This is a genomic window from Roseicyclus salinarum (assembly GCF_029624655.1).
GTDB lineage: Bacteria > Pseudomonadota > Alphaproteobacteria > Rhodobacterales > Rhodobacteraceae > Roseibacterium > Roseibacterium salinarum.
This window is the reverse complement of the sequence record NZ_JARRSA010000006.1, coordinates 15,100-33,219: the sequence shown is the minus strand read 5'-3', so window position 1 is coordinate 33,219 and position 18,120 is coordinate 15,100. Positions and strand designations below refer to the sequence as shown.

At 70.3% G+C, this 18,120-nt stretch carries 16 protein-coding genes; 6 read left to right on the top strand and 10 right to left on the bottom strand.

Annotated elements, in window-relative coordinates; translation table 11 throughout:
* Positions 1–104: 104 nt before the first annotated feature.
* The 7 genes from P6F26_RS05275 to acsA form a co-directional block, all read right to left on the bottom strand.
* On the bottom strand, positions 105–1,103 hold the full coding sequence (locus P6F26_RS05275; RefSeq protein WP_278027608.1) for a GGDEF domain-containing protein: 999 nt from the start codon (positions 1,101–1,103) through the stop codon (positions 105–107).
* A 4-nt stretch (positions 1,104–1,107) separates the two neighbouring features.
* The gene (locus P6F26_RS05270; RefSeq protein WP_278027607.1) at positions 1,108–1,362 is read right to left on the bottom strand and encodes a hypothetical protein; all 255 of its coding nucleotides are present in this window, start codon (positions 1,360–1,362) and stop codon (positions 1,108–1,110) included.
* Positions 1,363–1,472: 110 nt separating this feature from the next.
* On the bottom strand, positions 1,473–1,850 hold the full coding sequence (locus P6F26_RS05265) for a response regulator (RefSeq protein WP_278027606.1): 378 nt from the start codon (positions 1,848–1,850) through the stop codon (positions 1,473–1,475).
* Positions 1,851–1,994: 144 nt separating this feature from the next.
* Positions 1,995–2,237: an acyl carrier protein gene (locus P6F26_RS05260; protein WP_278027605.1), complete on the bottom strand. Its 243-nt coding sequence runs from the start codon at positions 2,235–2,237 to the stop codon at positions 1,995–1,997.
* Complete coding sequence (locus P6F26_RS05255; RefSeq protein ID WP_278027604.1) at positions 2,234–3,523, bottom strand: dihydrolipoamide acetyltransferase family protein; 1,290 nt, start codon at positions 3,521–3,523, stop codon at positions 2,234–2,236. Before P6F26_RS05255 ends, P6F26_RS05260 begins: the two co-directional genes overlap by 4 nt.
* 1 nt (position 3,524) lies before the next feature.
* Positions 3,525–5,519: a pyruvate dehydrogenase (acetyl-transferring) E1 component subunit alpha gene (pdhA, locus tag P6F26_RS05250; RefSeq protein WP_278027603.1), complete on the bottom strand. Its 1,995-nt coding sequence runs from the start codon at positions 5,517–5,519 to the stop codon at positions 3,525–3,527.
* Positions 5,516–7,264 carry an acetate--CoA ligase gene (acsA, locus tag P6F26_RS05245; RefSeq protein ID WP_278027602.1) on the bottom strand — a complete coding sequence of 583 codons (1,749 nt, stop codon included), beginning with the start codon at positions 7,262–7,264 and terminating at the stop codon, positions 5,516–5,518. The genes pdhA and acsA overlap by 4 nt, the downstream gene beginning before the upstream one ends.
* A 202-nt stretch (positions 7,265–7,466) precedes the next feature.
* Here acsA and P6F26_RS05240 point away from each other — a divergent pair, with 202 nt between their 5' ends.
* The 4 genes from P6F26_RS05240 (at position 7,467) to P6F26_RS05225 (ending at position 11,899) form a co-directional block, all read left to right on the top strand.
* On the top strand, positions 7,467–8,483 hold the full coding sequence (locus tag P6F26_RS05240; protein ID WP_278027601.1) for an alpha/beta fold hydrolase: 1,017 nt from the start codon (positions 7,467–7,469) through the stop codon (positions 8,481–8,483).
* A gap of 81 nt (positions 8,484–8,564) precedes the next feature.
* Positions 8,565–9,797, top strand: coding sequence for a sulfite oxidase (locus tag P6F26_RS05235; protein ID WP_278027600.1), 1,233 nt, complete (start codon positions 8,565–8,567; stop codon positions 9,795–9,797).
* Positions 9,798–9,802: 5 nt separating this feature from the next.
* Positions 9,803–10,138: a c-type cytochrome gene (locus P6F26_RS05230; RefSeq protein WP_278027599.1), complete on the top strand. Its 336-nt coding sequence runs from the start codon at positions 9,803–9,805 to the stop codon at positions 10,136–10,138.
* An 84-nt stretch (positions 10,139–10,222) separates the two neighbouring features.
* Positions 10,223–11,899 carry a glycoside hydrolase family 13 protein gene (locus tag P6F26_RS05225; protein ID WP_278027598.1) on the top strand — a complete coding sequence of 559 codons (1,677 nt, stop codon included), beginning with the start codon at positions 10,223–10,225 and terminating at the stop codon, positions 11,897–11,899.
* 65 nt (positions 11,900–11,964) lie between these two features.
* Here the strand turns inward: P6F26_RS05225 and P6F26_RS05220 are convergent, their stop codons facing one another.
* The 3 genes from P6F26_RS05220 to gpmA form a co-directional block, all read right to left on the bottom strand.
* Positions 11,965–12,768, bottom strand: a complete 804-nt coding sequence (locus P6F26_RS05220) for an aldo/keto reductase (protein WP_278027597.1) — start codon at positions 12,766–12,768, stop codon at positions 11,965–11,967.
* A gap of 68 nt (positions 12,769–12,836) precedes the next feature.
* The gene (locus P6F26_RS05215) at positions 12,837–12,998 is read right to left on the bottom strand and encodes a hypothetical protein (RefSeq protein ID WP_278027596.1); all 162 of its coding nucleotides are present in this window, start codon (positions 12,996–12,998) and stop codon (positions 12,837–12,839) included.
* 122 nt (positions 12,999–13,120) lie between these two features.
* On the bottom strand, positions 13,121–13,813 hold the full coding sequence (gene gpmA, locus P6F26_RS05210) for a 2,3-diphosphoglycerate-dependent phosphoglycerate mutase (protein WP_278027595.1): 693 nt from the start codon (positions 13,811–13,813) through the stop codon (positions 13,121–13,123).
* 149 nt (positions 13,814–13,962) lie between these two features.
* Between gpmA and otsB the strand changes: the two genes are divergently transcribed.
* Positions 13,963–15,555: a trehalose-phosphatase gene (gene otsB, locus P6F26_RS05205; RefSeq protein WP_278027594.1), complete on the top strand. Its 1,593-nt coding sequence runs from the start codon at positions 13,963–13,965 to the stop codon at positions 15,553–15,555.
* Positions 15,552–18,035 (top strand): glycoside hydrolase family 65 protein, encoded by a 2,484-nt coding sequence (locus tag P6F26_RS05200; RefSeq protein ID WP_278027593.1) that lies wholly within the window; start codon positions 15,552–15,554, stop codon positions 18,033–18,035. The genes otsB and P6F26_RS05200 overlap by 4 nt, the downstream gene beginning before the upstream one ends.
* The last annotated feature ends 85 nt before the right edge of the window (positions 18,036–18,120 follow it).

Genomic DNA, 18,120 nt, shown 5'->3' with positions numbered 1-18,120 from the left:
GGTTGCGCCGCGCGGCTTGCCTGCCTCGCGCGGGGGCGCGTCGTGGGCGCGGCCGGCGTGATGGCGCACCCGGCGCGGAATGGCGGACTGCGGGGGACGCGGCGTCACGCGCATCGCAGAGACCCCTCGTCCATGTCCCAGTCGCAGATCGTGCGGTCGCGCCCGGCGGCCTTGGCCGCATATAGCGCCGCGTCCGCCCGTTCGCGCCATTGCGCGATGCTTTCGCCCGGACGGAAGACGGCGACGCCAAAGCTTGCCGTGATCCTTCGCGGCGCGATTTCGGCGACCTCGAGCGCCGCGAGATCCGCGCGCAGGCCTTCCGCAAGCTCGCGGCAGGCCGGGCCGGGCAGGCCCGACAGGACGATCGCGAACTCCTCGCCCCCGATCCGGCAGGGGATCGCGTGCCCGGCTGCGCGTGCGCGCAGGACGTCGGCCGTGCGCCGCAGGACGATGTCCCCGCAATCATGCCCGAAGCCGTCGTTGATCGACTTGAAGTGATCGAGGTCGAGCAGCACCAGCGCAGGGGGACAGGCCGCGTCGGCCTCCTTCACGGCGTCGCCGAGGCTGTCGCGGAAGACGCGGCGGTTGCCCAGCCGGGTCAGATCGTCGATCGAGGCCGAGCGCCGCAGTTCCAGCTCGCTCATCACGATCTCGGCGAAACTGGTCAGGATCGCCTCCTGTTCGGGAGTGAACGTCCGCGGCTCGAACCCGATCACGCAAAGCGCGCCCAGAAGGTAGCCGTCCTCGGTCCGCAGAGGCGCCCCGAGATAGGACCGGATGCCGGGCTCGCCCGTCACGAGCGGATTGTCGGCAAAGCGTGGATCCATCCGCGCGTCCTCGACCTTCAGGCAGCGCGCCTGCCGGATCGTATGGTCGCAGAACGCATGTTCCCGCGGCGTTTCCGAAATGTCGAGCCCCTGCACGGACTTGAACCACTGCCTGCGCCGGTCGACGAGCGTGACCGCGGCGACGGGCGCGTCGAGGATGGACTTCACAAGCGAGGTGATGCGCTCGAACTCGGGCTCGCGCGGCGTGTCGAGCACGTCGAACGCCTCGAGCGCGCGCTGCCGGCCGAACTCGTCATTGGTAATCGCATCCCGCATGTCTTCAGACCTCACCCTCGTCCCGATAAACTAGAAGCGCCGCGACCAGCTCTTCCTCGTAGCTCTTCAGAAGTTCCCGCGCGCCGTGCCTGATGCGATCCTCGTCGATGCCGGCCGCGCGCAGGCTTGCCACCAGCGACTGCACCCGCACGAGATGACGCGCCGAGACCTCGGCGACGACCGCCGGAACCTCGCGGAATCCCGAGCGGTCCAACGCCGAGCGCAACGCACCCTCGAGAATGCCGAAATTGTCGTGCATGACGTGCCGCGATAGTTGTCCCTGGCAGGTTCATGCGTGCCAATTGCGGCAGACTGTGGATCAAAGCTTGTCAGTTTGAAGCCGCGTTCCAGGCGTGGCGCGGCGGCCCGTCAGTGCCGCGCGGGCGGCATCTCACGATCAAGGAGCGTCGCGAGATCGTGCTCGGCAAGCGGCTTGGCGATCTTCGTGGCCTTGGAAAACAGCCCCGGCATCAAGGTGTTGGTCGAAGCGTATCCGGTGGCGAAGGCGAAGGGCACGCCAAGCTCGTCAAGCCTGCGCGCGACAGGCTCGCTCGTCGCGCGCGGACCGAGGTTGACGTCCAGGATCGCGAAGTCCGGGGTTTCCGTCTCGAGGGCCGCAAGAGCGTTCTCCGCGCGGTGGTAGGGGCCCATGGCGCGAAAACCCCGATCCTCGATCATCCCAACGATGTCGAGCGCCACGAGGACCTCGTCCTCCAGCACCAGAACCTTCTTCGCCTCGCCTGACATCTCGCGTCGCCTCCTGCAGTCTGCGTGGGACGGCGCGGACCGCCGCCTCAGGCGTATTCAATGCACGCCCCCGCCTCGGGTTTCCCGCAGATGACCGAGGCGCGCCCGCGCCTCGCGCTCCCGGCCGGGTCGCACGGCCTCGTCCTACAGCGCCGCCGAGAGGTAGGCGGCGGCCCGCGCGGGGGTCGAGATCCGTGGATAATCCTTCTCGGGAATGTCCACGCCCAGCCGCTCGTGGAGCGCCGCGACAAGGTTCAGCACGTCCATCGAGTCGAGCTCGAGGTCGTCCTGGATGTGGTCGTCGTCCCCGATGTCCGCCGCCTCGATGTCGGGGGCCACGCGGGTCAGTTCCTCGATGAAGACGGCGCGGTAGTCAGGCTTGCTCATGGCTCCTCCGGGGTCTGGACGGCTTGCTCGAACGCGGCGACGAACCGGGCGGCCTGCCGGCCGTCGCTGACCCTGTGATCGGCCGACACCGTCAGGGTCACGACATGGCGCGGCACGATGGCGCCCTCGACGACCCACGGCCTGAGATGCGGCGCGCCGAGGCCCACCAGCGCGACCTGCGGCGGAAAGATCACGCCGGTCATCTCCTCTGCGCCCGTCTCGCCGAGGCTCGAGACCGTGATCGTCCCCATCGTCATCTCCGAGCTGCGGAGCCTCCCGGCGCGTGCGCGCGCGACGAGGTCGCGCAGTCCCGCCATCGTCTCCTCCAGCGTCATGGAGGCCGCGTCCATCAGCGCGGGCGCGACGAGGCCGCCGCCGCGCAGGGCCACCGCGACGCCGGGGTTCACCGTCCGCGAGGGCTGGAACCCGTCCTCGTCGGAGTAGTGGCCGTTCATCACCGGCACCTTCGCCGCGGCGAGGGTCGCCGCACGCACGAACACCGCCCCCAGAAGCATCCGCTCGGCGGGGGCCACGTCGGCGTTGCGCCGTTCGAGGAAGCGCATCGCGGGCTCCACGTCGATCGTCTGGGACAGGTAGAAATGCGGGATCGTCCGCTTGGACCGCGCCATGGCTGCCGCGATGGCGCGGCGCATTTCCGGGAGCGCCGCAGCGGCGCGCCCGGGCGGCGGCATCGGTGAAGGGGCCGGATCGGGGGGCGCGGGACCCTCCACGTCGGACAGGACGATCACGCCGCCCGGACCGCTCCCCTTCAGGGTCGAAAGGTCCAGCCCGAGTTCGCGGGCCCGGACGCGCGCGGCGGGCGAGGCGACGGCGGCACCGCCAGCCGCGGGCAGTGCGGCAGGGGGCGGTGCGGGCGGCGGTGCAGTCTCGGGCGGCGGCTCCGTCTCGCGCACGGCTCTTTCGGCAACAGGCGTCGCAGTCGCCTCCGCCGGCTCGTCACGCTCTGCAGCCTCCTCGGGTGGAACCACATGCGCCGGCGGCTTTTCCCCGGCCGCTTCCGCTTTTGCGGGGCGCTTGGGCGCTTGCTCTCCGGGCTTGAGGATCACCGCCATCGGCGCGCCCACCGGAAGCTGCTGGCCAAGCTCGGCCGTCAACTCGGCCACGACGCCCTCCTCGAAGGTCTCGATTTCGATCGCGCCCTTCTGGGTTTCGACTACGGCGACGATGTCGCCGCGTTTCACCGTGTCGCCGGGCTTGACCGACCATTCGACCAGCTTGCCCGCCTCCATGTCGGCCCCGAGCGACGGCATCGCGAACACGCCCATGTCAGCGCCCCAACTGCGCCCGGGCGGCCGCGACGATCGCGGGCGGCTGCGGGATCGCGGCGTCTTCCAGATGCTTGGGATAGGGGATCGGCACCTCGGCCGAGCAGACCCGCCCGACGGGACCGTCGAGCGTCCAGAACCCCTGTTCCATGATCCGGGCCGAGACCTCGGCCGCCAGCGACCCGCTGCGCCAGCCCTCGTCCACGATCAGGGCGCGGCGGGTCTTGCCGACCGAGGCCATGATCGCGGCGTCGTCGAGCGGGCGCAGGCTTCGCAGGTCAAGAACCTCGGCGTCGATCCCCTCGCCCGCCAGCGTCTCGGCCGCCTCGAGCGTCTTGAACAGCGATCCGCCATAGGTGATCAGGCTGATGTCGGCGCCCTCGCGCCGGACGGCAGCCCCCGCGATGTCCACGGGGCCCGCGTTGACGGCGATCGTGCCGCTGTTGTTGTAGAGCATCACGTTCTCGAAGATCAGGACCGGGTCGGGGTCCTGCAGCGCGGACCACAACATGCCGCGCGCGTCCTCCAGCGTGGCGGGCGCCAGCACCTTCAGGCCGGGGATATGGGCATACCACCCCTCGAGGCTGTGCGAATGCTGCGCGGCAAGCTGCTTGCCCGCGCCGGTCGCCATGCGGATGACCAGCGGGACGCCGAACTGGCCGCCGGACATGTGGCGGATCGTGGCGGCGGTGTTCATGATCTGGTCGAGCGCGAGGAGCGAGAAGTTCACCGTCATCAGCTCGACGATGGGCCGCAGACCGGCCGCCGCCGCGCCGACCGCGGCGCCGGTGAAGCCCGACTCAGACAGGGGCGTGTCGCGGATGCGGTTCTCGCCGAACTCGGCCAGAAGCCCCTTCGACACGGCGTAGCAGCCACCGTAGGCGCCCACGTCCTCGCCCATCAGGAACACGCGCTCGTCGCGGTGCATGGCGTCGCGGATCGCCTGCTTGACGGCCTCGCGGTAGGTGGTCTCGATCGTCTCGCCCGAGGGTGCGGCCGGGGTCGCGGGGGGCGGCGGGGGGCCCAGAACATGCTTCGTCAGATCCTCCACCGGCTCCCACGTCCCGGCCTCCGCGAAGGCGACGGCCTCGGCGATCTCGGCATCGACGCGGGCCTCGATCCCGGCGACGTCGCTTTCGTGGATCAGCCCGTTCTCCAGCAGCCAGCCCTTGAAGCGGACGATGGGGCCCTTGCCGCGCCATTCCTCGACCTCCTCCTTCTCGCGGTAGAGCTGGGCATCGAACATCGAGTGCGCCCGGAAGCGGTAGGTCCGGCATTCGAGGAACAGCGGACGCCCGGTCTCGCGGATCTTGGCGACGGCGCCGCGCGCGGCGGCCTCGACGGCGACCACGTCCATGCCGTCGACCGCCTCGGCGGCGATGTTGTAGGCGGCGGCCTTGGCGCGTATGTCGGTCTGCGTCTCGGACCGCGCCAGCGCCGTGCCCATCGCGTAGCCATTGTTCTCGCACACGAAAAGCAGCGGCAGGTCCCACAATTCGGCCAGGTTCAGCGTCTCGTGGAACTCGCCTTCGGCCACCGCGCCCTCGCCGAAGAAACAGGCCGTGACCCGGTCCTCGCCCCGCATCCTGTCGGCCAGCGCGAGACCGCCGGCCAGCGGCAGGCCGCCCCCCACGATGGCGTTGCCGCCGTAGAATTCCGACCCGGCGTCGAACAGGTGCATCGACCCGCCGCGTCCGCCAGAACAGCCCTCGGCCTTGCCGAACATCTCGGCCATCACCTTCGTCATCGGCACGCCGCGCACCAGCGCATGGCCATGCTCGCGGTAGGTCGCCACGATCCGGTCCGAGGCCCCGAGGACGGGGATCACGCCCGCCGCGATGGCCTCCTCGCCGTCGTAGAGGTGCAGGAACCCGCGGATCTTCTGCTGGGTATAAAGCTCGGCGCACTTGTTCTCGAACCGGCGCACGCGGATCATGTGGCCCAGAAGCTCGAGGACATGGTCCCGGCTCAGGCGCGGCTTGACGGTCACGCTCATGTCTCGTCGGTCTCCAGGGTGGAAATGTCGCCTTCCGGCAGGCCGAGCTCGCGCGCCTTGAGCAGGCGGCGCATGATCTTGCCCGAACGCGTCTTGGGAAGGGTGTTGCGGAAGGCGATGATGCGCGGCGCGACGGCGGGGCCCAGCCGCTTGCGGGCATGTCCGCGAATGTCCTGCTCGAGCGCGTCGGAGGGCTCGTATCCGGGGTTCAGCGTGAGGAAGGCCTTCACCACCTCGCCCGCCGCCTCGTCGGGAACGCCGATCACGCCGGCCTCCGCGACCGCCTCGTGCTCGATCAGGGCGCTCTCGACCTCGAAGGGGCCGATGAGGTGGCCCGAGGACTTGATCAGGTCGTCCGCCCGGCCGACGAACCAGAAATACCCGTCCGAATCGCGCATCGCCAGGTCGCCCGACAGATACCATCCGTCCCGGAAACACTTGTCGTAGCGCGCGGGCTCGTCGAGGTAGGCGCGCATCATCGACGGCCAGCCGGGCCGCAGCGCCAGTTCGCCGATCTCGCCGTCGGCAAGCTCGGCAAGGCCGCTTTCGGTCTTCGCGACGATCCCCGCCTCGATCCCCGGCAGGGGCTTGCCCATCGAGCCCGGCCGCACCTCCATCCCCGGAGCGTTCGCGATCATGATGCCGCCGGTCTCGGTCTGCCACCAGTTGTCATGGAAAGGCCGGCCGAAGACCTCCCCGCTCCAGATCACGGCCTCGGGGTTGAGCGGCTCGCCCACGCTGGCGAGGAAGCGAAGCGACGAGAAGTCGTATCCCGCGGCCGCCTCCCTGCCCGCGCGCATCATCATGCGGATCGCGGTCGGGGCGGAATACCACACCTCGACCTTCTCGCGGCCGATGGTGGCATACCACCGCTCGAGGTCGAATTCCGCCTCGTCGACCAACATCGTCACCCTGTTCACCAGCGGCGAAATGATGCCGTAGGAAGTTCCCGTGACCCAGCCGGGATCGGCCGTGCACCAGTAGACCGCGCCCGCCTCGAGGCCGAGCGCGCGGCGCCCCGAGAAGGCGTGGTAGACGACGGCGTCATGGACATGGACCGCGCCTTTGGGGCGCCCGGTCGTGCCCGAGGTGAAGTGGATCAGCGCGGGATCGTCGGGCGCGGTCGCGACCGTCTCGAAGCGGGGCGCGGCCGCCGCCATCGCGGGGCCCAGCGCGACGCATCCCTCGGGGGCCTCGTCGCCCACGATCAGCACCAGCCGCAAGGTCGGGATCTCGTCCCGCCACGCCGCCACCTTGCGCTTGTAGATCGACGCCGTCGTGACCAGCACGCGGGCCTTCCCGATCTCCATCCGGGTGCGGATCGGCTCGGGGCCGAAGGCCGAGAAGAGCGGCGTGAAGACGAGGCCCGCCTTCAGCGTGCCCAGCGCCGCGCCATAGAGTTCGGGCACCCGGCCCATCAGCGCGAAGACGCTGTCGCCCCGCCCAAGGCCTTGCGCTGTCAGCACCCCGGCGAAGCGCGCCGCCATCTCGGTCATGGCGTCGTAGCTCAGGTCGCGCGTGGTGCCGTCCCGGCCCATCCAGCGCAGCGCGATCTGGCCGCCATGGCCGGCCGCGACGTGCCGGTCGAGCGCCTCGTGGGCGATGTTGACGCCGCCCTTCCAGCCCTCGATCAGCGTCCGGGCCTCGGCCCAGGCATCGCCGGACGCGGTGCCGCCCGAAGGCCGGAGGCCGGCCGTGCCGGCCGCGAAGCCCGCCTGCGCCGCCGCCTCGTCGTCGTCGGTCATTTCGGCCTCCTCCCGTCGTCCAGTCTGCTGGCTGACGGTGGGCGGGGAAACGACACAGGTTAAACCGCCTTGCGACGCGTGCGGCCGGCGCCGCTTCCGGGGCCACGTCCGGGCGGCCTTCTGTTTTCCTGCGGGTCTGCTACGACTGATCCGCGCCGCGAGACCGCATCGCGGCGGGCGAACAGCGAGGGGCGCGTCGGCCATGTCCGATCACCAGGTCTTCGAGATCGAGAATTTCAGGCTCCAGCGCGGCATCACGCTGCCGAGGGCCGCCATCGCCTACAAGACCTACGGCAGGCTCGCCGACGACAGGTCGAACGTGATCCTCTATCCCACGTCCTACGGCGCCCAGCACGGCGACACGGAGTGGCTGATCGGGCCGGGGCGCGTGCTGGACCCTGACCGCTGGTTCATCGTGATCCCCAACATGTTCGGCAACGGCCTGTCCACGTCGCCCTCCAACATCGGGGCGCCCTTCGAACGGGACCGCGCGCCGGTCTTCACCCACTGGGACAACGTCCACGCGCAGCGGCGGCTCCTGCAGGAGGTCTTCGGGGTCGAACGCCTCGCGCTGATCTACGGCTGGTCGATGGGCGCGCAGCAGGCGTTGCACTGGGGGGCGATCTTTCCCGACCGGGTCGCAAGGATCTGCGCCGTCTGCGGCTCGGCGCGGACCTCGGTTCACAACAAGGTCTTCCTGCAGGGCGTTCGCGCGACGCTCACCGGCGATCCGGCCTGGCGCGGCGATCACTTCGCCGAGCATCCGGTGCGCGGGCTCAGGGCGATGGGCCGCGTCTACGCGGGATGGGCGATGTCGCAGGCCTTCTACCGCGAGCGGCTCTACGAGAGGGCCGGATATGCCTCGCTCGAGGATTTCATCGTCCGCGCGTGGGAGGGAAATTTCCTCAGGCGCGACGCCCACGACCTTCTGGCGAGCCTCGAGACATGGATGGCCTCCGACATCTCGGACAACCCGATCCACGGGGGCGACCTCGCCCGCGCGCTCGGCGCGATCACGGCCCGGTCGATCGTCATGCCCTCCCGGACCGACCTCTATTTCACGCCCGAGGACAGCGCGCTGGAGACCGCGATGATGCCGAACGCGGAATACCGCCCGATCGAGTCGATCTGGGGGCACCGGGCCGGCAATCCCGCGCAGAACCCCGAGGACGAGGCCGTCCTGCGCGGGGCGGTCCGCGATCTTCTGGACGGCGCGTAACCGGCCCGCCGCCGCGAAGTCATCAGGAACGATCCTTCCTCCGGCGCGTTTGCCTCACGGCAACGGTGGGAGGATCTTTCGATGGAACATCGCGACGACGACTTCGAGGCGCGGGTGGAGGACGGCGGACGGCGCGGTTTTCTGGGCGTCTCGGCGCTGGGTCTTGCGGGGGGCATCCTCGGCGTCGGCATTCCGCTCCAGATGACCTTCACGCGGGCGCTCGCGCAGGCCGGCGCCCTCGAGGGCAAGGACGGGCTCGAGCTCCTGAACGACCGTCCCGTGAACGCCCAGACGCCGGCGCATCTGCTGGACGATGCGATCACCCCCAACAACCGCCACTTCATCCGCAACAACGGCCTCGTTCCGACCGACACCGCGGCAGAAGGCTGGACCCTTGCCGTCGACGGGCTGGTGGACACGCCCATGGAGATGACGATCGACGATCTCAGGGGGAACTTCGAGGTCGTCACCATGGCGCTCTTGCTGGAATGCGGCGGCAACGGCCGCGCGTTCTTCGACCCCCCGGCCTCGGGCAACCAGTGGACTTACGGCGCGGTCGCCTGCTCGGAATGGACCGGCGTGCGCCTGAGGGACGTGCTCGAGGCGGCGGGCGTGCAGGACGGCGCGATCTACACCGGCCATCACGGCGCCGACCAGCACCTGTCGGGCGACCCCGACCTCGAGCCGCTGTCGCGCGGCATCCCGATCGAGAAGGCGCGGACCGACAACGTCCTGATCGCCTTCGAGATGAACGGCGAGCCGCTGCATCCGATGAACGGCGCGCCGCTGCGGCTTGTCGTGCCGGGCTGGCCGGGATCGTGCTCGCAGAAATGGCTGACGCGCATCGAGGTTCTGGACCACGTCCACGACGGCACGAAGATGGAGGCGCCGTCCTACCAGGTGCCCGCCTACCCCGTCGCGCCGGGCACGGACGTGCCGCTCGAGGATTTCCGCATCATCAAAGAGATGCCGTTGAAGTCGCTGATCACGCATCCCCAGGACGGCGCGGACGTGGGCACCGAGTTCGAGGTGCGCGGCCATGCCTGGGCCGGGGACCGCACCATCGCACGGATGGAGGTCTCGACCGACTACGGCGAAAGCTGGCAGGAGGCCGAACTGGACGATCCCGTGAACGACGGCGCGTGGCAGAACTGGCGCGCCACCGCGTCCGTGCCGCAGCCGGGGTATTACGAAGTCTGGGCGCGCGCGACCGACAGCGAGGGAGTGATGCAGCCCCACGCGATCCGGTGGAACCCCAAGGGCTACCTCAACAACTCGTTCCACAAGGTGGCCGTGCAGGCCGGCGAAAGGTGACGGGAGTGGCGGCGCGGACCCTCACGGCGGCGGCCATCGCCGCCACCTTCGCGGCGGGCGCCTTCGCACAGGAAAGCGGCAGCGACGGCGCGGAGGACATCGGCGACGTGGGCGCGCTCTATCCCGCCGAGGGGGCGCGGATCACCTACGACTACTGCGCGTCGTGCCACTCGACCATGCTGGTGGCGCAGCAGGGCCAGACCCGCGAGGGCTGGGACGACCTTCTGCGGTGGATGGTCGAGAAACAGGGGATGCAGCCGATCCCCGACGCGGACCGCGAGGCGATCCTCGACTACCTGGCCGAGCACTACAACACCGACCGCCCGCATTTCCCGCCCTGAGGGCCGGGCCCGGCCGCCGGGCTCCTTGACCCGAGCCGGGCGGCCGGCCGAGACTGCGCCCGACACACCGGCCCGGAGGCCGCGATGAACGACGACGAACGCTGGTGGCAGGCCGCCACCGGCTATCAGGTCTATCCGCGCAGCTTCTGCGACAGCGACGGCGACGGGGTGGGCGACCTTCCCGGCATCGTCTCGAAGCTCGATCACCTCGCCGAGCTGGGGATCGGCTTCATCTGGCTGTCGCCGGTCTTCGCCTCGCCCATGGCCGACAACGGCTACGACATCTCGGACTACCGCGCCATCGCGCCGGACTTCGGCACGCTTTCGGACTTCGACCGGCTGGTGGCCGAGGCGGAGGCGCGCGGCATCGGCATCGTGATGGACCTCGTGGTGAACCACACCTCGTCGGACCACACATGGTTCCGCGCGGCCCGGAACGACCCCGGCGCCGAGGAACACGCCTTCTACATCTGGCGCGAGCCCGGCCCGGACGGCGGGCCGCCCGACGACCAGCAGGCGGTCTTCGGCGGGCCGGCATGGCACTGGGTCGAGGAGGTCAGGCGTTACCACTACGGCCATTTCAGCGCCGAGCAACCCGACCTGAACTGGGACAACCCCGCGCTCAGGGCCCGCATCTGGGACATGATGCGCTGGTGGCTCGACCGGGGCGTCCGTGGGTTCCGAATGGACGTCATCAGCCTGATCGGCAAGGACGTCGACGCGCGCATCTACGAGGAAGGCCCGACGCTTCACGCCCACCTGCAGGAGATGCACCGGGAGGTCCTCGCGGGACGCGATCTCGTCAGCATCGGCGAGACATGGGGTGTCTCGACGGCGACCGCGCCGCTGTACTCCGGGCGCGCGCGGGGCGAGCTGGACATGGTGTTCCAGTTCGCCCACGTCACCGAGGGCTGGGACCCGGTGAGGGGCAAGTGGGCGGCCCGCCCCTTCGACGTGCCAGCGTTCAAGCGCGTCATGAACGCGTGGCAGGAGGCGCTGGCGGAGGATGGTTGGAACGCGCTCTTCCTGTCGAACCACGACCTGCCGCGGCAGGTTTCGCGCTACGGCTCGGACGGGAAACACCGCGTCGCGTCGGCCAAGGCGCTGGCGACCGTCATGCACCTGATGAAGGGCACGCCCTTCGTCTACCAGGGCGAGGAGATCGGCATGACCAACGCCGGGTTCACGCGCATCGACCAGTATCGCGACCTCGAGACGCTGCGCCACTACGCCGGGCAGATCGCCGCCGGCGTGCCGCCCGAGGCGTTCCTCGCCGGCGCGCGCGCCTTCAGCCGGGACAATGCGCGCACGCCGATGCAATGGACCGGCGGGCCGAACGCGGGGTTCACCGCCGGGACGCCGTGGATCGAGGCGAACCCCAACCACGCCAAGATCAATGTGGAGGCCGACAAGGCCGACCCGGACGGGATATTCCACCACTACCGGAGGCTGATCGCCCTTCGCCGCGACATGGCCATCGTCCGTCACGGACGCTACCGGCCGCACCTCGAGGCGCATCCGGCGATCTTCGCCTACAGCCGCGCGCAGGACGGCGAGCGCCTGGTGGTGGTCGCGAACCTGTCGCCCCGCGCCTTCGCCGAGGACATGCCGGACTGGCTGCCGCACGATGGCGAGACGCTGATCGCAAGCCACGGCGCGCCCGACCTGACGGGGGCAACCCTGTCGCTGCGGCCCTACGAGTCGTTCTGCATCCACGTCGCAGGCGAGGCGACAGGCCGCGGGGACGCAGGCCCGTCATGACGGGGCGGAGGCCGCCGGGACACGCCCCGGCTGCGTCGCCTCGGGATGGGACTTCCGTGTGGACCTCAGGCGTAGGGCAGCCCGCCGAGCGCCGAGTAATGCGCCTCGAGCGTCTCGAGCCGCATCATGTGCGCCTCCGGGATCTCGAAATCGAAGATGTCGAGGTTCTCGCGGAAATGCCCGGGCCGGTTCGCCTTGGGCAGCGGCACCGTGCCGATCTGCAGGTTCCAGCGCAGGAGAACCTGCGCCGGCGTCTTGCCATGCTCTCGGGCGATGCGGGTCAGCTCGGGGTCGTCCAGCCGCTCGGCGCGGGTCAGGGGGCTGTAGGCCTGCACGACGATACCCCTTTCGCGGTGATGCTCGAGCAGGTTCCAGGAATGGCCGAAGGGCGACCATTCCAGCTGGTTGACCGCCGGTACGACATCGGTCCGGGCGATCAGGTCGTCGACCTGCTCGGCGGCGTAGTTGCTGACGCCGACCTCGCGCACGAGGCCCTCCTCGCGCGCGCGGAGGAGGCCGCGCCACAGCTCCTCGCCCGGCCCGTCCGGCGGCGGGCGGTGGATCAGCGTCAGGTCCGCGTAGTCCAGGCCCAGTTCCGACAGGTCGCGCTCCACGCCGCCGCGCGGGTCGTCGTCCTCCTCGATCTTGGTGACCACGAAGATCTCGCCGCGGTCGAGGCCGCAGCCGGCGATCGCCGCGCCGATCCCGGGCTGGCTGCCGTAGTCCACCGCCGTGTCGATCATGCGGTATCCCACCTCCAGCGCCTCGGCCACGCAGCGCGCGGTTTCGTCGGTCAGCTTCCACGTGCCGAGGCCGAGGACGGGCATCGTGCCGCCCCTCCGCAGGTCGATACGGGCATGTCGGTCCATGAAACCGCTCCCTTCGCGTTGAATGACGGCGGGCGCCAAGGCCCGCCTCCGGCACGGGCGCGCGCCGGTCAGCCCGCCCCGGAACGCCGGCAGGGTCGCAGCGCCGGGCCCGTGGCCGTCACGCGGGCAGACGTCGCCTTCACCAGCACCGGCCCGTGGCGCGCGCAGCGCATGGCAGGCAGTGCGGAAAGCAGCATTGTCATGAGAAGCAATGACCAGATGATGTCCATGTCGTCTCTCCCTTGTCGCGACGGAAATCCCTGAGAAGCCAACGAAATCGTCACAGGTGAAACGACCCCGGACCGCCTCGGGTTCCACGCACCGTGGACGCCGCTCCGCCGTCGCGCCGCCTTCATCGCCCAAGATAGCCGTGCCCCGTCAGCCTCAGCGCGCCGTCGAACTCGCAGATCATGGGCACGCCTGTGGGGATCTCGAGGCCGGGGATGTCCTCGTCGGAAATTCCCAGAAGATGCTTGAGGATGCCCCGCATGCTGTTGCCATGCGCGACGACGAGGGGCGTCCTGCCCCGCATCAGGGCCGGTTCGACCCGCACGCGCCAGTAGGGCATCGTGCGCGCGATGCAGTCCTGCAGGCTCTCGGCGCGCGGGATCTCGGCGTCGGGCAGTCTGGCATATCGCGGGTCGCGTCCGGGAAAACGGTCGTCCCCCTCGTCGAGCGGCGGCGGACGCGTGGCGAGGCTCCGCCGCCAGAGGTGCACCTGCGCCTCGCCGGCCTCGCGGCGCACCTCGTCCTTGTCGCGTCCCTGAAGCGCGCCGTAGTGCCGCTCGTTCAGCCGCCAGTGCCGCTCGACCGGCAGCCACAGCAGGTCCATGTCGTCGAGCACGGTCCAGAGCGTGCGGATCGCGCGCTTCTGGACCGAGGTGAAGCACAGGTCGACGCCGATCCCCGCCTCCGAGATCAGGCGGGCCGCCCGCCGCGCCTCGTCGACGCCGCGGGGGGACAGGTCCACATCCGTCCAACCGGTGAAGCGGTTGTCCCGGTTCCAGACGCTTTCGCCGTGTCGCAGCACGATCAGTCTCGGCATCGGACGACGCCCCCCTCTTGCCGCTCGTCCCCGTGCCAACGCGGCACTGCACCGATGAGTTCACGCCGCCCGAATGCAACCAAAGGACGCGCATTGGCGTTGGACACCGGGCCGGGACGCGCGGGGGCAGCCCCCCGTAAAGATCCGGCATGGAGATCCGGGACGCGCGGCTGCGAGGCGAGATGAAGGACCCCAGGGAACAGGCCGAGGATACGATCACGGCCGTGATCATGGACATGGACGGCGTCGTGACCGACACCGCCGAGGCGCATTTCGCCGCCTGGAAGGGGGTGTTCGACGACCTCCTGAAGGCGCGAGGCGCCGAGCCGCCCTTCAGCCGCGAGGATTATCTCGCGCATGTGGACGGCCTTCCACGCCACGAGGGCATCCGGCGCTTCCTCGCCGCGCGCGGCATCGACCTGCCCGAGGGCCGGGACGACGACGACGGGATCGGCAGCCAGCGCGGCATCGGGAACCTAAAGAACCACCGCTTCCACGATTGGCTCGACCGCGAGCGCGTGCCCGTCTTCGACGACGCGCGCGCCCTCATCGAGACCCTGAAGGCCACCGGCATGAAGCTGGGCGTGTTTTCCGCCAGCCGGAACGCGCGTCGCGTCCTGCAGAGCGCGGGCCTTGCCGATGCGTTCGATACGGTGCTCGACGGGGCGGACGCCGCCGACCTCGGCCTCGCCCCGAAACCCGCCCCCGACCAGCTTCTGCGCGCCGCGCGCCAGATCGGCGGCAGCCCCGAGACGACGCTCGTGATCGAGGACGCCGAGGCCGGCGTCGAGGCCGCGGCCGCCGGCCGCTTCGCGCTCGTCGTCGGCATCGACCGCCAGGGCGGGGACGGCGCCCACGGCCACGCGCTGCGCGTCCACGGCGCCGACCTCGTCACGCGGGATCTGCGCCGCCTCTTGCTGCCGGGCGGCGCGGGCCTCAAGACGCTCGACACGCTGCCATCCGTCTGGGAGGGCCTCGACGCGATCACCGAAAGGCTCGGGGCGCGCGCGGCCACGGTCTTCCTCGACTTCGACGGCACGCTCTCGCCGATCGTGCCCGACTACCGCGACGCGGCGATGCCCAAGGCGACCCGCGCCGCCGTCGGCGCGCTCGCGGCCCGCGGCGCGGTCGCGATCATCAGCGGCAGGGACCTTGCCGACCTTCGGCAGCGCGTCGGGGTTGGCGACGTCATCTATGCCGGCAGCCACGGCTTCGACATCGCCGGGCCCGGCGGCATGGCCGAGCGTCCCGAGGAGGCCGAGGGCTTCCGCGAGGCGATCGCCGAGGCCGACACCGCCCTGCGCGAGGCCCTGTCGGGCATCGAGGGCGCCAGGATCGAGCGCAAGACCTTCGCCATCGCCGTCCACTACCGCGAGGCGCAGGAGCGCGACCTGCCCCGCATCGAGGCGGCCGTCGACCGGGTCGCGGCGCGGCACGACAGGCTTCGCAAGGGGCGCGGCAAGAAGGTGATCGAGCTGCAGCCGCGCGCGGACTGGGACAAGGGCCGCGCCGTCGCATGGCTTCTCGCGCATACCCCGATGGGACAGGACGGCGCCCTGCCCGTCTATGTCGGCGACGACCTCACGGACGAGGACGCCTTCGCCGCGCTGGCCGACGACGGCCTGCTGATCGCGGTGCGCGGCGGCGGCCGGCCGACGCTGGCCAACTACGCGCTGGCCGATCCCGACGACGTCCGCAGGTTCGTGGACTGGCTGGCGGACCGGGAGGGCGCGGCGGCATGAGCGACGTATGGTGCACGCGCTTTTCCGGCTACGACCCCAGGACCGAGGGCCGGCGCGAGACGCTTTGCGCGCTCGGCAACGGCTACATCGTCACGCGCGCCGCCGCCGCCGACGCGGTGGCCGACGACGTGCACTATCCCGGCACCTACCTTGCCGGCGGCTACGACCGGCTCGTCTCGGAGGTCGGCGGGCAGTCGATCGAGAACGAGGATCTCGTGAACCTGCCCAACTGGCTGCCGCTGGCGATGCGCATCGGGGACGGGCCGTGGCTGCGGCCCGACGCCGTGCAATACCTCGACTACCGGCAGGACCTGGACCTGATGGGCTGCGTGCTGACGCGCAGCCTGAGGTTCCGCGACGAAGACGGCCGGGTGACGCGGTGGGACGAGCGGCGCATCGCGTCGATGCGCGATCCCCACCTGTGCGCCCTCGCCGTCACGATCACGCCCGAGAACTGGTCGGGCGCGATGCATGTCAGGGCCGGCCTCGACGGCAGTGTGACCAATTGGGGCGTCGCGCGGTATCGCGACCTGGACGGCCGTCACCTCGAGACGCTCGACACCTCGCGCGAGGACGGGGGCATCCTCGCGCTGCGCTCGCGCTTCGTGCAGGCGCGCCGCGAGGTCGCGCTCGCCGCGCGCACGACGGTGACGGTCGACGGCGGCCACATCTCCGCCGCCCGGTCCGAGATCCTGCCCGACCTCGTGCAGGAGGAGTTCGACCTCGACGCGCAGGAGGGCCGCGCGATCCGCGTCGAAAAGATCGCGGCCTACTTCGACAGCCGCGACACCGCGATGACCGAACCGCTGAGCGAGGCGCTGGACCATGTGCGCCACGCGCACGATTTCCGCGCGCTCTGCGAGGAGCACGTCCTTGCGTGGAAGCATCTGTGGGAGCAGTTCGACATCCGGCTCGAGGACGCCGACAGCGGCGCGCAGCTGAAGCTCCGGCTGCACATCATGCACCTGCTGCAGACGGCCTCCGCCCATTCCGTCGAGATGGACGTGGGCATTCCGCCGCGGGGCTGGCACGGCGAGGCCTATCGCGGCCACATCATGTGGGACGAGCTGTTCATCTTCCCGTTCCTCACGCTGCGCATGCCGGTCTTGACGCGCGCGCTTCTGCAATACCGCTTCCGGCGGCTCGACGAGGCGCGGCGCGCGGCCCGCGAGGCGGGGGTGAAGGGCGCGATGTTCCCCTGGCAGAGCGGATCGAACGGCCGCGAGGAAAGCCAGCGCATCCACCTCAATCCGCGCTCGGGACGCTGGGTCCCCGACAACACCTGGCGCCAGCGGCACGTCGGCGCCGCCGTCGCCTTCAACGTCTGGGAATACGTTCAGGCCACGGACGACCGCGCCTTCCTGCGCGACTACGGGGCGGAGTTGTTCTGCGAGATCGCGCGCTTCTTCGCCAGTCTCGCGGAAGAGCGTCCCGACGGGCGTTTCGGCATCCGCGGCGTGATGGGGCCTGACGAGTTCCACACCGCCTATCCGGGCGTCGACGCACGGACCAGCGGCGGGCTCGACAACAATGCCTACACGAACTTCATGACCGCATTTATCCTGTCGCGGGCCGAGGACATCCTCGAACTCATCCCGCTCGACGAACGGCGCTGGCTCTGCGAGCGGCTCGGCCTCGGGCGGGACGAGCTCGCGCGGTGGGAGGAGGTCAGCCGCCGGCTGTTCCTGCCCTTCCACGACGACGGCATCCTCAGTCAGTTCGAGGGCTACGAGGCGCTTCTCGACTTCGACTGGGACGGCTACCGCGCGCGCTACGGCGATCTCCAGAGGCTGGACCGCATCCTCGAGGCGGAGGGCAAGGAGCCAAACGACTACAAGGTGTCCAAGCAGGCCGACGTGCTGATGATCTTCTACCTCTTCAGCGCCGAGGAGATCGGCCACATCTTCGCGCGGCTCGGCTACGAATTCACGCCGGACATGATCCTGCGCAACATCCAGTACTACATGCAGCGCACCTCGCACGGCTCGACGCTGAGCTGGGTGGCCCATGCCTGGGTGCTCGCGCGCGCCGACCGGCAGCGCTCGTGGGAGCTTGCGCGCAAGGCGCTGGACGCCGACAGCGCCGACATCCAGGGCGGCACCACGAAGGAAGGCATCCACCTTGGCGCGATGGCGGGAACGGTGGACCTGATGCAGCGCTGCTATACCGGGATCGAGTTCCGCACCGGCACGCTGGTCTTCAACCCGCGCCTGCCCGAGGAGGTGGAGCGGCTGCGCTCGACCGTGCGCTTCCGCCGCCAGATCCTCGATTTCGAGATCACGCAGGACCGGCTGACGGTGACGAGCAGGCCGATGACCGCCCACCCGGTGACGATCTCCTACCGCGGGCAGAGCCGCGACATGAGCCCGGGCCAGTCCTTCACCTTCCGCCTGATCCCCGAGATCAAGCCCGACCGAGAGGACCGCGAGCGCGCGCAGAAGCGCATGGGCGCCGGCAAGGACGACGAGCGCCGGGCGTGACGGCCGGGCTGACGCGGCAGGGGGCGCTGCCCCCTCGGCCTTCGGCCTCACCCCCGGAGTTTTCCTGCAAGGATGAAGCCGGGAA

Excerpts from the sequence above, each read along its gene's own strand:
- otsB (WP_278027594.1), top strand. The coding sequence starts at position 13,963 with ATGGAGATCCGGGACGCGCGGCTGCGAGGCGAGATGAAGGACCCCAGG.
- P6F26_RS05220 (WP_278027597.1), bottom strand. The coding sequence starts at position 12,768 with ATGGACCGACATGCCCGTATCGACCTGCGGAGGGGCGGCACGATGCCC.
- P6F26_RS05200 (WP_278027593.1), top strand. The coding sequence starts at position 15,552 with ATGAGCGACGTATGGTGCACGCGCTTTTCCGGCTACGACCCCAGGACC.
- P6F26_RS05240 (WP_278027601.1), top strand. The coding sequence starts at position 7,467 with ATGTCCGATCACCAGGTCTTCGAGATCGAGAATTTCAGGCTCCAGCGC.
- pdhA (WP_278027603.1), bottom strand. The coding sequence starts at position 5,519 with ATGAGCGTGACCGTCAAGCCGCGCCTGAGCCGGGACCATGTCCTCGAG.
- acsA (WP_278027602.1), bottom strand. The coding sequence starts at position 7,264 with ATGACCGACGACGACGAGGCGGCGGCGCAGGCGGGCTTCGCGGCCGGC.
- P6F26_RS05260 (WP_278027605.1), bottom strand. The coding sequence starts at position 2,237 with ATGAGCAAGCCTGACTACCGCGCCGTCTTCATCGAGGAACTGACCCGC.
- P6F26_RS05215 (WP_278027596.1), bottom strand. The coding sequence starts at position 12,998 with ATGGACATCATCTGGTCATTGCTTCTCATGACAATGCTGCTTTCCGCA.
- P6F26_RS05265 (WP_278027606.1), bottom strand. The coding sequence starts at position 1,850 with ATGTCAGGCGAGGCGAAGAAGGTTCTGGTGCTGGAGGACGAGGTCCTC.
- gpmA (WP_278027595.1), bottom strand. The coding sequence starts at position 13,813 with ATGCCGAGACTGATCGTGCTGCGACACGGCGAAAGCGTCTGGAACCGG.
- P6F26_RS05225 (WP_278027598.1), top strand. The coding sequence starts at position 10,223 with ATGAACGACGACGAACGCTGGTGGCAGGCCGCCACCGGCTATCAGGTC.
- P6F26_RS05270 (WP_278027607.1), bottom strand. The coding sequence starts at position 1,362 with ATGCACGACAATTTCGGCATTCTCGAGGGTGCGTTGCGCTCGGCGTTG.
- P6F26_RS05275 (WP_278027608.1), bottom strand. The coding sequence starts at position 1,103 with ATGCGGGATGCGATTACCAATGACGAGTTCGGCCGGCAGCGCGCGCTC.
- P6F26_RS05255 (WP_278027604.1), bottom strand. The coding sequence starts at position 3,523 with ATGGGCGTGTTCGCGATGCCGTCGCTCGGGGCCGACATGGAGGCGGGC.
- P6F26_RS05235 (WP_278027600.1), top strand. The coding sequence starts at position 8,565 with ATGGAACATCGCGACGACGACTTCGAGGCGCGGGTGGAGGACGGCGGA.